At 70.1% G+C, this 12106-nt stretch carries 12 protein-coding genes, 1 tRNA gene and 1 pseudogene; 10 read left to right on the top strand and 4 right to left on the bottom strand.

The window, feature by feature from the left end:
* The first annotated feature begins 10 nt into the window (after positions 1-10).
* The 4 genes from AB0M48_RS07075 (at position 11) to AB0M48_RS07060 (ending at position 2711) form a co-directional block, all read left to right on the top strand.
* Positions 11-946 (top strand): DUF1996 domain-containing protein, encoded by a 936-nt coding sequence (locus AB0M48_RS07075; protein ID WP_363836554.1) that lies wholly within the window; start codon positions 11-13, stop codon positions 944-946.
* A gap of 122 nt (positions 947-1068) precedes the next feature.
* Entirely contained in the window at positions 1069-1620 is a 552-nt protein-coding gene (locus tag AB0M48_RS07070; protein WP_089953784.1) for a sigma-70 family RNA polymerase sigma factor, read from the top strand.
* Complete coding sequence (locus AB0M48_RS07065; protein ID WP_363836551.1) at positions 1617-2321, top strand: zf-HC2 domain-containing protein; 705 nt, start codon at positions 1617-1619, stop codon at positions 2319-2321. Before AB0M48_RS07070 ends, AB0M48_RS07065 begins: the two co-directional genes overlap by 4 nt.
* A gap of 51 nt (positions 2322-2372) precedes the next feature.
* On the top strand, positions 2373-2711 hold the full coding sequence (locus tag AB0M48_RS07060) for a hypothetical protein (RefSeq protein ID WP_363836549.1): 339 nt from the start codon (positions 2373-2375) through the stop codon (positions 2709-2711).
* A 7-nt stretch (positions 2712-2718) separates the two neighbouring features.
* On the opposite strand, the gene AB0M48_RS07055 is transcribed toward AB0M48_RS07060, so the two are convergent.
* Positions 2719-3663 (bottom strand): zinc-binding dehydrogenase, encoded by a 945-nt coding sequence (locus tag AB0M48_RS07055; protein WP_363836547.1) that lies wholly within the window; start codon positions 3661-3663, stop codon positions 2719-2721.
* A gap of 151 nt (positions 3664-3814) precedes the next feature.
* Here AB0M48_RS07055 and AB0M48_RS07050 point away from each other — a divergent pair, with 151 nt between their 5' ends.
* On the top strand, positions 3815-4603 hold the full coding sequence (locus tag AB0M48_RS07050; RefSeq protein WP_363836545.1) for an oxygenase MpaB family protein: 789 nt from the start codon (positions 3815-3817) through the stop codon (positions 4601-4603).
* On the opposite strand, the gene AB0M48_RS07045 is transcribed toward AB0M48_RS07050, so the two are convergent.
* From AB0M48_RS07045 to AB0M48_RS07035, 3 genes and pseudogenes are all read right to left on the bottom strand, one after another.
* Positions 4578-5966 (bottom strand): aminobutyraldehyde dehydrogenase, encoded by a 1389-nt coding sequence (locus AB0M48_RS07045; RefSeq protein WP_363836543.1) that lies wholly within the window; start codon positions 5964-5966, stop codon positions 4578-4580. The two genes, AB0M48_RS07050 and AB0M48_RS07045, sit on opposite strands and share 26 nt — an antisense overlap.
* The gene (locus tag AB0M48_RS07040) at positions 5963-7576 is read right to left on the bottom strand and encodes a thiamine pyrophosphate-binding protein (protein ID WP_363836540.1); all 1614 of its coding nucleotides are present in this window, start codon (positions 7574-7576) and stop codon (positions 5963-5965) included. The genes AB0M48_RS07045 and AB0M48_RS07040 overlap by 4 nt, the downstream gene beginning before the upstream one ends.
* Positions 7573-7701, bottom strand: a pseudogene (locus tag AB0M48_RS07035) (arginase family protein); the annotation flags it as partial. The gene AB0M48_RS07040 and the pseudogene AB0M48_RS07035, both read right to left, overlap by 4 nt.
* A 236-nt stretch (positions 7702-7937) precedes the next feature.
* On the opposite strand from AB0M48_RS07035, the gene AB0M48_RS07030 reads away from it, so the two are divergent.
* The 5 genes from AB0M48_RS07030 to argS all read left to right on the top strand — a co-directional run bounded on the left by AB0M48_RS07030 (position 7938) and on the right by argS (position 12072).
* A tRNA-Glu gene (locus AB0M48_RS07030) sits at positions 7938-8009 on the top strand.
* Positions 8010-8128: 119 nt separating this feature from the next.
* On the top strand, positions 8129-8791 hold the full coding sequence (locus AB0M48_RS07025) for an SAM-dependent methyltransferase (protein WP_363836538.1): 663 nt from the start codon (positions 8129-8131) through the stop codon (positions 8789-8791).
* A gap of 70 nt (positions 8792-8861) precedes the next feature.
* The gene (locus tag AB0M48_RS07020) at positions 8862-9509 is read left to right on the top strand and encodes a DUF4383 domain-containing protein (RefSeq protein ID WP_363836536.1); all 648 of its coding nucleotides are present in this window, start codon (positions 8862-8864) and stop codon (positions 9507-9509) included.
* An 87-nt stretch (positions 9510-9596) separates the two neighbouring features.
* Positions 9597-10277 (top strand): M50 family metallopeptidase, encoded by a 681-nt coding sequence (locus tag AB0M48_RS07015; RefSeq protein WP_363836534.1) that lies wholly within the window; start codon positions 9597-9599, stop codon positions 10275-10277.
* 61 nt (positions 10278-10338) lie between these two features.
* The gene (argS, locus tag AB0M48_RS07010; protein WP_363836532.1) at positions 10339-12072 is read left to right on the top strand and encodes an arginine--tRNA ligase; all 1734 of its coding nucleotides are present in this window, start codon (positions 10339-10341) and stop codon (positions 12070-12072) included.
* Positions 12073-12106 lie beyond the last annotated feature (34 nt).

Raw genomic sequence — 12106 nt, 5'->3', positions numbered from 1 at the left:
GGCTGTGGACGTGGCGCGGAACAAACCGGTGACCTTCGCGGTCGCGGTGGTCGCGCTCCTCGTCGTCACGGGATCCGCGGTGCTGCTGCGCGGCACGTCCAGCGGCGCGCTGTCCGCCGACCAGTACGTCACCGAGCTCGACCAGGTGCTCACCGGCCCGAAGACGCCGCACGTCGTCATCCGGTGCGGTGCGAACGAGGACCGCCACCTCAACGCGGACAACCCCGTCGTCTCACCCGGCATCCCGTTCGGCGCCCACCACACCCACGAGTACGTCGGCAACAGGTCGGCGGACGCCCAGTCGACCGACGAGTCCCTCGCGGCCGCGACCACCACGTGCGAGAAGAACGATCTCTCGACCTACTACTGGCCCGTGCTGCGCCTGACCGACGGCGTGGGGCACGACGAGCACGCGGACGGTGGCGGCCTGCACGGCAACACCGGTGAGGTGCTCCGGCCGACGAGCGTGGAGATCCGGTACGACGGCAACCCCGTGAGCGACGTCCTGCCGATGCCCCGGTTCCTGCGCCTGATCACCGGCGATCCGTCGGCGTTCTCGAACGGCCACGGCCCGAACACGCGCGCCCGGTGGAGCTGCTCGGACCGGCCGGACCGCTACACGACGAAGTACCCGTTGTGCGGAAGCGCGACCACGTTGCGCAGCTTCGACTTCGGCAGCTGCTGGGACGGCAACAACACCGACAGCGCCTCGCACCGCACGCACGTGGTGTTCCCGCTGGCCGGCGGCATGTGCCCGGCCAAGACGTTCCCGATTCCCCGCCTGCACGTCACCGTGGGCTACGACATCCCCGAGGGCCGCCCGTTCGCGATCGACAGCTTCCAGGAGGAGCTGCGTGATCCGGCGACCGACCACGGCATGTACATCAACGCGATGCCGCAGGACCAGATGGCGGAGCTGGTCGGACACCTCAACCGTTCCCGCTAACATCCGGCATTCCGATTTTCAGTGGAAAGCCGTTGAACCGAAGCTCTCTGTCGCTCGTGTGTCGGCTGAGGTCTTGAACAGGACGCCCGCAGAGGTGTTCGCGGGCGGGGAGGAGTGGGTGGATGGCGGCTTTGTTCTCCCGCAAACGGGAGACCGCGGCCGACGAGGCACTGATCCGATCGCTCTACGAGGAGCACGGCCGGGCGCTTCTGGCGTACGCGACGCGGCTGACCGGCGATCGGGCGGCTGCCGAGGACGTGGTCCAGGAGACCCTGGTCCGAGCGTGGCGCCATCCCGACGCCCTCGTGAACGGCAAGGGATCGGTGCGTGGCTGGTTGCTGACGGTGGCGCGCAACATCGTCACCGACAGGGTTCGTGCGAAGGCCGCGCGTCCTCAGGAGGTGGCGGAGTCTCCGGCGACGCCACCGATCGAGCGCGACCACGCTGACCAGGTCGTCGACTCGGTGGTGGTGCTCGAAGCGCTCGACAGGCTGTCCTCCGACCACCGCGACGTGCTGATGGAGATCTACTTCCGCGGCCGCAGCGTGACGGAGGCGGCGGAAGCGCTCGGGGTGCCACCTGGCACAGTGAAATCGAGATCGTATTACGCGTTGCGAGCCTTGAGGGAGACCTTCGGAGGTCAGAAGGTCGCACTGAAGGGGGTGGCTGGATGACCACGCGACACGACCCGCAACTGCTCGGTGCCTACGTTCTAGGGGCACTGGACGAGCAGGAGGTGCGTGAGATGGACGAGCACCTGGCGTCCTGCCCCGAGTGCGCGCGTGAACTCGAAGAGCTCCGCGACATGGAGGCCTTCCTCGGCGAGGTGCCGCCGGAGGCCATGCTGGACGGGCCGCCCGAGGGCGGCGATCTGTTGCTGCAGCGCACCCTGCGCCAGGTGCGTTCCGAACGCGGCGGCGTCGCACGGCGTCGTCAGTTCGCGCTCGGTGCCGCGGCGGCCGTCGTGGCCGCGGTGGTGCTCGGTGCCGGTGTCTTCGTCGGTAAGGCCACGTCACCCGATGTGACGGCCCTTCCCACCCCGACGGTGGCACCGGACCCGGCGGGCACCAGGCTCGCCACGTTCACCGACCCGGCGACCAAGGCGTCGATGACCGTGAAGGTCGTCCCCGCCGCCGGCTGGGTTCGCACGAACATGGCGATCAACGGCATTCCCGAAGGCGAGAAGTGCCGGATCTTCGTCGTCTCGAAGGACGGCAGCCGCCAGGAGGCGGGCTCCTGGGTGGTGTCCAAGAAGGGCGCCGCCGAGGGCACGAACCTGGACGGTTCCGCGCTGGTCGACCCCAAGGACGTGAAGTCCGTGGTGGTCGAGAACTTCGCGGGCAAGAAGTTCGTCGAGGTGCCGGTGCAGGCGTGACCGGCGGATAACGGGGTCGTCCTCTTTGGACGGCCCCGTTATCGTTTCCCCATGTCGTGTGACCTCTTGATCGGCGAAGACAGCTGGAACAGCTCGTGCGGCAACGTGGCCTGGGTGCTGGAGGTGGCCTCCCGCCACGTGGAGAGCCCGGAGGTGGCGAAGGAGCTCAGGGCTTTCACGAGCGGGTACGTCGTCGTGGAGGACTTCGGGCGGTCGTTCGGTGCCGAGGCCTGTGAGCAGATCGTGGAAGCGTTGCGCACGAAGCTCCTTGCGGCGGTGCGGGCCGAGTTCGACGGCGTGAACCGCGACTACCTGGTGCCGCACGTCGAGGAGCTCATCGCGATGGCCGAGCGCTGGCGCGGCTTCGCGGTCGAAGCAGGACAGGCGTGAACCGGGGTCACGGCCTGAGCACGACTTTCCCCGCCGTGGCACGGGATTCCAGCGCCACGTGTGCCGCGGCCGCGTCCTCCAGCGCGAACGGCGGGTGCACCAGCGGCACGAACCGCCCACTGGCCAGCCCGGCCATCGCCTCGTCCTCCAGCACCCGCAGCCCGCGCCGCATCAGGCCGGGCCCGAGAGCGACGGTCGCGGTGAGACTGTTGGCGAACAACGCCTCCGTGCTGATCGGGGTCGCGGTCCCGGACGCCCACCCGTAGATGATCTGCCGCCCGCTGGGTCCCAGCGTCTTCAGCGCCTGCGCCCCCGCCTCACCGCCGACGCCGTCCAGCACCACGGTCATGTCCTTGAGGCCGTCCGCCCAGCCGGGCCGGGTGTAGTCGACGGCGGCGTCCGCGCCGTTGTCCATGACGAGGTCGAGCTTCTCGCCGCTCGCGAGCCCGATGACCTGCGCACCGACGTTGCGCGCCTCCTGCACGAACAACGCGCCCATGCCACCGGCCGCCGACGTCACGAGCACCACGTCGTCCTTCGTGAGCTTCGCGGCGTCGAGCACCCCGACGGCCGTGCGGCCGGTGCCGATCATCGCCACGGCCGCCTCGAACGACACGTCGTCGGGCAGCCGGTGCAACGACCCGGCCCCGGCGACCGCTAGTTCGGCGTACCCGCCGCTCGCCTGCCCGAGGTGCACCACCACCCGCCGCCCCAGCCACTCGGCCTCGACCCCGTCCCCGAGCGCCGTCACGACTCCCGCGACCTCACGCCCCGGCGTCATCGGAAAGCCGACGGGCCCGAACCCGCCCTGGCGGATCGTGGTGTCGACCAGATGCACCCCGGCGGCCGCCACGGTGACGCGGACCTGACCCGCGGCGGGCTCCGGGTCGGGGACCTCCTCGAAGCGCAGGTTCTCCGCCGGGCCGAACTCGTACTGCCGAATCGCGAACATGCCGCCGACGCTAGGAGCTCGACTTACCTGGAGGTCAAGTGCCGGAACGGTTTCCCTCGTGCCGCCGCCGGAGCGGATCCCGGACGAGTGCCGGTAATTCTTTCGGGTAGTGATCTTCATGAGGTGGCCGGACTCGGGGAATGATCATGGTGTGACGCTGGGACCTGAGTCGGTGACGTGGCGGCTGGGCTGGTACACGCGGTTCGAGCTGGTGGTGCTGGGACGCGCGGTGCTGATGCAGGTCGCGCACCCGGTCATCGCCGCCGCGGTGCGCGACGGGTATCGCGCCGATCCGTTCGCGCGGCTGACGAGGACCATCACCTCGTCGCAGCTGCGGTTGTTCGGTGGCGAGCAGGCCGGTCCGGAGGCGGAACGGCTGGTGCGCGCCCACGCCAGGATTCCCGGCGCGGACGAGGAGTTGTTCCGCTGGGTGCACGCCACCAGCTTCGACTCGCTGCTCACGGCGTACCGGTTGCTGCGGCCCCGGCTGCCCGCCATCCACGAGGAACGGCTGTACCGCGAGTGGCGGGAGACGGGGGAGTCGCTCGGCATCAGGACGATGCCGGGCGACCTCACCGCGTTGCGGGAGTACCTGGACCACGTGGTCGCCACCCAGTTGAAGCCCACCGACGGGGTGGACGAACTGCTGGAGGCGTTCCAGTTGCGGACCGGCAAGGCGCCGGGCGCCGAACACGTGCCGAGCGCGCTCTGGCCGTTGGTGCGGCCGGTGGCGGCGCAGGTGCTGCCGGACTTCGCCGTCGGCACGCTGCCGGAGGCGTTGCGGGCCAGGCTCGGTCTGGAGTGGACGGACCGCGACGGGCGCAGGCTGCGCCGGTGGAGCCGGATGATCCGGGTGGTGTCCGCGTTCCTCCCGGCCAGCCTGCTGCACTACCCGATGCCGTACCGGGCGATGCTCAGTGCGCGATCATCACGTGCTTGACGCGCGTGTAGTCCTCCAGGCCGTGCATCGACAGGTCCTTGCCGTAACCCGAGGCGCCGAACCCGCCGTGCGGCATCTCGGGCGCGACCAGGCCGTGCGTGTTGACCCAGACGACGCCGAAGTCGAGCCGTGCGGTCAGTGCCGCGGCCCGGCCGGTGTCGCGGGTCCAGATCGAGGACGCGAGTCCCTGCGCAACCCCGTTGGCCAGAGCGATCGCCTCGTCGTCGGAACCGAACGCCTGCACGGTGATCAGCGGTGCGAACGCCTCCTCCTGGACCAGCTCGTCGTCCTGGCCGAGTCCGGAGACGACGGTGGGCTCCAGGAAGAACCCGGAGGACCCGTGCCGCTTCCCTCCACAGTGGACGACACCGGACGTGCGGGCCAGCAGGCCGAGCACGCGGTCCAGCTGGGCCTGGCTGTTCAACGGCCCGAAGTCGGTGCCGGGAACCTGCGCCGACGCGGCCTTCACCAGCGCGGCGAGGAACTCGTCGTGCACGGCCGAGTGCACCAGCACCCGGGAAGCGGCCGTGCAGTCCTGCCCCGCGTTGTAGAACGCGGCGCCCACGACGCCTTCCGCGGCGGCGGCCACGTCCGCGTCGTCGAACACCAGGACCGGCGCGTTGCCACCGAGTTCGAGGTGCGTGCGCTTGACCGTCGCGGCGGCACTGCGCGCGACCTCGACGCCGGCACGGGTGGAGCCGGTCAGCGACACCATGGCGGGCACGGGGTGCTCGACCAGCAGCCGGCCGGTGTCGCGGTCGCCCAGCACGACGTTGAACACGCCCGCGGGCAGGACGGAAGCGGCCAGCGACGCCAGCAACACCGTGGACGACGGCGTGGTGTCGGCGGGCTTGAGCACCACGGTGTTGCCCGCGGCCAGAGCCGGGGCGATCTTCCACACCGCCATCATCAGCGGGTAGTTCCACGGCGTGATCTGCGCGATCACCCCGACCGCCTCACGCCGCTGGTAGGAGGTGTGGCCGGGCAGGTACTCACCCGCGGCGGCGGTGCCCAGCGCCCGTGCCGCACCGGCGAAGAACCGGATCTGGTCCGCGCACTGCGGGATCTCCTCGTCCAGCAGGACCGAGCGGATCTTGCCGGTCTCGCGGACCTCCGCGGCGGAGATCTCCGGGGCGTTCGCCTCCAGCAGGTCCGCGAGCTTCAGCAACGCCAGCTGACGTTCGCCGGGCGTGGTGCGCGACCAGGCGGGAAACGCCGCCTCGGCGGCCCGCACCGCCGCGTCGACCTCGGCGGCCCGGGAGACGACCGCGCGGCCGAACTCCTCGCCGGTGGCGGGATCGACGAGCGGTGAGGTCTCCTCCGCGGTGACGGAGGCGCCGTTGACGAAGTTCGCGACGATCACATGTGCTCCAGGTGCGTGGGGGCGAACATGCGCAGCAGCGCGGGCAGCACGACCACGTGCGGGCCGTCCCCGGCGAACGCCTTGGCGACGTCCTCGCGCAGCGACTCGGGGGTGCTGCGGGTGGCGGGCACCCCGAACGCCCCGGCGAGCGCCACGAAGTCGGGGCGGGTCAGTTCGGTGGCGGTGGCCTGGCCGAACGCGTCGGTCATGTACTCGCGCAGGATGCCGTAGCCGCCGTCGTCGACGATCAGCCACACGACCCGGGACCCGTGCTGCGCGGCCGTCGCGAGCTCCGAGATCCCGTACATCGCGCCGCCGTCACCGGACACCGCGAGCACCGGCCCGTCGACGGCCGCCGCGACCCCGAGCGCGGCCGGGAAGCCGTAGCCGAGCCCGCCGGCACCCTGGGCGGAGAACTGCGCGCCACCCCGCGGATCCCACGCCGACCAGGCCCAGTACGCCAGGATCGTCATGTCCCAGCAGGTCGGCGTGCCGTCCGGAACCGCCTCCCGCAGCGCGGTGAGCACCTGCCACTCCAGGTCGAGCTCCTGCTCCGAGAACCGTTCCCGCACGCTCGCCAGCAGACCCAGCACCCGTTCCTCCGCGGCACCGTCCACGGCGCGGGCCGTCACGCCGGAGGCCAACGCGCGCAAGGCGTGCCGGGCGTCGGCGTGGATGCCGAGCGCGGGGTAGTTGGACTCCAGCTTGCCGAGGTCGGCCTCGATCTGGACCACCGCGCCGCGCGGCCGGAACGTCCGGTAGTTGCTCGACAGCTCACCCAGCCCCGACCCGGCGACGAGCAGCACGTCCGCGTCGGCCAGGAACTCGGTGGTGTGCCGGTCCTCCAGCCACGACTGCGCGGAAAGCGGGTGCTCCCAGGGGAAGTTGCCCTTGCCGCCGAACGTCGACACGACCGGCGCCCGCAGTTTCTCCGCCAGTTCCAGCAGTTCGTCCGACGCGCCGAGCGCACCGCCCCCGGCCAGGATCACGGGCCGGTCGGCGCCGTCGAGCAACCGCACGGCCTCGTCGACGAGTTCGGCCCGCGGGCGCAGTTCACGCGGCGACCAGGCCACCGACGTCACGAGCGGCACGGAGGCGGGCGCGAGCAGCACGTCCTGCGGGATCTCCACCCACACCGGCCCGAACGGCGCGGTCAGCGCGCTCTCCCACGCCTCGGCCAGCGCCGACGGGATCTGCGACGTGTGCCGGACGACCCGCGCGTGCTTGACCACGTCGCGGAACGAGGCCAGCTGATCGGTCAGCTCGTGCAGGTACCCGCCCCGCACGCCACCTAGGCCGGCGGACGGGATCTGCGACGAGATGCCCAGCACCGGGGCCGAGCTCGCAGCCGATTCCTGAAGCCCGGCAAGGGTTTGCAGCGCACCGGGCCCGGTCGACACCAGCAGCGGCGTCACCGAGCCGGTGATCCGCGCGTGACCGTCGGCGGCGAAGGCGGCGTTCACCTCGGTCCGCGAACCGACGTACCGCAACTCGGACCGGCGCAGGGCGTCGAAGAGCCCGAGCGCGTGCTGGCCGGGGATGCCGAACACGGTGCGCGCGCCGAGCGCTTCCAGCGTCTCGACGACGACATCGCCACCGTTGCGGGTCACGCGTCCTCCATCAGTGGCAGCAGGATCACCAGGTCGTAAGCCACGTGCGAGGCTGCCACAGACGTGATGTCCGCATGGTCGTAGGTGGGCGCCACCTCCACGACGTCCGCGCTCACCAGGTTCAGCCGCTGGTCTCCGCGCGGGACGGCTCGGCCGTGATCTTGGAACGGCCGGCGCGCGAACCGCTCCGCGGCTCGCGCCGACGTGGCCCGATTAATTCCTTTGCGGCAGGTGTGCGCTCTCGGTCATCATTGTTCACATGATCCGAGCAGATGAATGGGCCGGAGCGCCCTCCAAGCTGTGACCTGCTAGTTCACTTTCTTCTGTTTCTGCGAGCATTTTTGTATTAATGCTCGTTCTCGGCGTGTTCGTCTAGTGGTCAGGACGTCGGATTCTCAATCCGGAAACACGGGTTCGATCCCCGTACGCGCTACGTGGCCCGGTCTTCGTGGGGTGGACCGGGCCCTCCCGCGAGAGGGTCCATGTCAGACGGACCCAAAGAATCTTCGAAAACTTCGCCCGAATGGTCTAGGCGCCAGTTACGCTCTGCGAATGGCTGCGGTCCCCGCCTTCGCACGCTACGAGGTCGACGTACGTCGGCCGAACGCCGCGCGCATCCATGACTTCTACCTCGGCGGCGCGCACAACTACGCCGCCGACCGCGCGTTCGCCAAGCAGGCCGTCCGGATCGACCCGGAACTGCCGCTTATGACCCGCGCTCAGCGCACGTTCCTGCGCCACGCCGTCCGCCACTGCTGGGCGGCGGGCGTGCGCCAGTTCCTCGACCTCGGCTCGGGCATCCCGACGTGCGGTGCCACGCACCAGACACTGCCGGACGCCCGTGTCGTCTACGTGGACTCGGACCCGGTGACGGTCGCGTTCTCCCGCGGGCTGCTGCGCGGCGAACCGCGGGCGTGCGCGATCGAGGCGGACCTGCGCCGCCCGGACCAGGTGCTGCGCCATCCGGGCGTGATGTCGCACCTCGACCTGCGTGAGCCGTACGCGGTGCTGATGGTCGACGTCCTGAGGTACGTCGACGACGCCACCGGGCCCGGCCGCGTCGTGCGCCGCTACCGGCACGCGTTACCGGCGGGCGGGTTCCTCGTGGTGTCGCACCCGGCGCCGGTCGAGCAGCTCATGGAAGGCCTGTCGATCGAGGCGCCGGCCGTGGTGCCGGGCGCGTACGCGGGCATCGGCCGCAAGGGTCACGGCTAGTTCCGGGGCGTTTGGTCTCTGTGAGCCCGGGGTAGTCCGCCGAGCGACAAGACGGAGCCTGGAGGGCGTCATGACCCACCGCATCAAGGTCGCCGGTCTTCAGCCGGTGCAGGTGCTGGCCGGACTGGCCGGCATCGCGTTCATCGTGTTCGGCGTCGTGGGCTTCACCCGCACCGGGATCGGCGACTGGGCCGCCCAGTCGTTCGTGCTCGGGTTCTCCGTGAACCCGTTGCACAACCTGGTGATGGTGGCCGTCGGCGTGCTCGGTCTGCTCACGGCTCTCGGTTCGGGCCTCGCTCGGATGTACGGCTGGCTGTTGTTCGCCGGCTTCGCCGCGCTGTTCGTGTGGGACCTGATGATCACCGGGATCCTCGCCCAGAACCCGGCCGAGCGGTTCGGCAACCCGTTGGCGGTCAACGTCAACGACAACTGGCTGCACCTCGGCATCTCGCTGTTCGGTCTGCTGCTCGCGGTCATGCCCGCGCGCCGCAAGCTGATCGAGGACGAGGAGCCGGTGCTGCCGGAGCCCCGCTCGGAGGCGTTCCGCGACGAGCGGGACGGGTCGCCGCGGGTCGAGCAGATGGACCCGGCCGTCAGCCCCTCGGCGGTCACCGAGCCGATCCCGGCCGGACGGCGGCACGACGAGCCGATCACCCAGCAGCAGGCCGCGGTCGATCCCCAGACGGAGCGGATGAGCAAGGACAAGATCAAGCACTGACCCGGGGAGTCACCAGCCCCGGTCCGGCACAGACGCGCCGTGAGAGCCCACATGCGGCTCTCACGGCGCGTCTGTTTCGATGTCGCGATGCCTTCCGAGTTGCTGACCGACGAAGTGCTGATCACCTGGGGAACGGCGGCCGCCGCGTTCCTGGCCGTCGCGTTGCACGGGATCTGGCGGGTCACCCGCAACGTCATCACCATCGCCCACGAGGGCGGGCACGCCCTGCTGGCCGTGCTGACCGGACGGCGGCTGAGCGGGATCAAGCTGCACTCCGACACGTCCGGGCTCACCGTGTCGCGCGGCAAGCCCCGCGGGCCCGGAATGGTGCTGACCGCGGTGGCCGGGTACATCGCACCGTCCCTGCTCGGGTTCGGCGCGGCCGTGCTGATCACCAACGAGCAGATCCAGCTGATGCTGTGGATCAGCATCGGGTTCCTCGCCGCGATGCTCGTGATGATCCGCAACGTGTTCGGCGTGCTGTCCATCATCATCACGGGCGGCGTGTTCTTCTTCGTCTCCTTCTACGCCTCCGCCGAGGTCCGGGACGCTGCCGCGTACGTGTTCGCCTGGTTCCTGTTGCTGGGCGGTGTCCGGCCCGTGTGGGAGCTGCAGGTCAAGCGGTGGCGTCGGCAGGCCCCGCGCTCGGACGCCGACCAGCTCGCCTGGCTGACCGGGGTGCCGGCGCTGGGGTGGGTGACGTTCTTCGGGGCGATCAGCGTCGCCGCGCTCGTCGGTGGAGGGGCGCTGTTGCTCGGGCGGTGGTGAACGGGGTTTGCCGCGGGTGAAATACTCGGCTGAACAAGCCAGCGGTCGAGAGGTGGGTTCAGTGCTGCGTGGGGATGTCGGGCTCGAACTGGGCCAGCGGGTCGCGCGGGCGTTGCGCGTCGCCCTGGACGTGGACATCACCGCCGCGGAAGCGCTGATCCGACCGTCCAACCGAGACGGTGCCGACTACCAGTGCAACGTCGCGATGAGCCTCGCGAAGAAGGTCGGCAGGAACCCGCGCGAGGTCGCCGGCCTCATCGTGGAGCACCTGGACGCCCAGGACGCGGTCGAGACGGCGGAGATCGCCGGCCCCGGCTTCATCAACCTGAAGCTGCGCCGGGAGTGGCTGGAGGCCGAGACCGCGAAGCTGCTCGCGGACGACCGCCTCGGCGTGCCCGAGACCGAAGAGCCCCGCCGGATCGCGATCGACTACAGCAGCCCCAACGTGGCCAAGGAGATGCACGTCGGGCACCTGCGCTCGACGATCATCGGTGACGCGTTCTGCCGGCTGCTCGCCTTCGCCGGGCACGAGGTCATCCCGCACAACCACCTCGGTGACTGGGGCACCCCGTTCGGCATGCTCATCGAGCACCTGACGGACGAGGGCCACGGGGCCGACCACGAGATCAGCGACCTCAACGCGTTCTACCAGCAGGCACGCCAGAAGTTCGACAACGAGCCGGGTTTCGCGGACCGCGCACGGCGCCGGGTGGTGCTGCTGCAGAGCGGCGACGAGGCGACGCTGAAGCTGTGGCACGAGCTGGTGGGCGAGTCGCAGCGGCACTTCAACCAGGTCTACGAACTGCTCGGCATCGGCCTGACGGCCGAGGACAACTACGGCGAGAGCTTCTACAACCCGTACCTCGCGGACACGATCACCGAGCTGCAGCAGAAGGGTCTCATCGAGACCAGCGACGGCGCGCTGTGCGTGTTCCCGCCGGGGTTCACCAACCGCGAGGGCGACCGGCTGCCGCTGATCGTGCGCAAGAGCGACGGCGGCTACGGCTACGCCACCACCGACTTCGCGACCGTGCGGTACTGGGTGCGGGAGCGCAAGGTCGACGACCTGATCTACGTCGTCGGCACGCCGCAGGCCCAGCACTTCCAGATGATCTTCGCCACCTCGAAGCAGGCCGGGTGGCTCGACGACGAGCACACCGCCGTGCACACCGGGTTCGGCACGATCCTCGGCTCCGACGGCAAGACGATCCGGACGCGGGCCGGCGGCACGATCAAGCTGATCGACCTCCTCACCGAGGCCATCGAGAACTCCTACCGGGTGATGCCGGAATCGTCCGAAGTGGAGGGTGAGGAGAAGGCCGCGCTCGCCCGCACGCTCGGAATCGGCGCGGTGAAGTACGCGGACCTCTCCAACGACCGGGAGAAGGACTACGTCTTCACCTGGGAGAAGATGCTCGCCAAGACCGGCGACACGTCGGTGTACATCCAGTACGCGAACGCCCGCATCCTGTCGATCGTGCGCAAGGTCGGGCGTGAGGCGCCCCAGGACGCGCCGCTGGTGCTGCGGGAGCAGGCGGAGCGGGACCTGGCGTTGAAGCTGCTGCAGCTGCCCACGGCGATCCAGGCGGCCGTCGACGAGCTCGCGCCGCACAAGCTCACGACGTACCTCTTCGAGACGGCGACGGCGTTCTCCACCTTCTACAACGACTGCCCGGTGGCGACCGCCGAGACCCAGGAGTTGCAGGATTCGCGCCTGCACCTGCTCACGCTGACGTCACGCGTGCTCACGCTGGGCCTGTCCCTGCTGGGTATTGGCGCACCCGAAAGGCTGTAACTGGTTTATCCCTGGTCAGACCGAGGTACGCAGT

The sequence above is a fragment of the Lentzea sp. NPDC051208 genome, assembly GCF_040682435.1.
Classification (GTDB): Bacteria; Actinomycetota; Actinomycetes; order Mycobacteriales; family Pseudonocardiaceae; genus Lentzea; species Lentzea kristufekii.
This window is presented reverse-complemented; position numbering and strand designations above follow the sequence as displayed.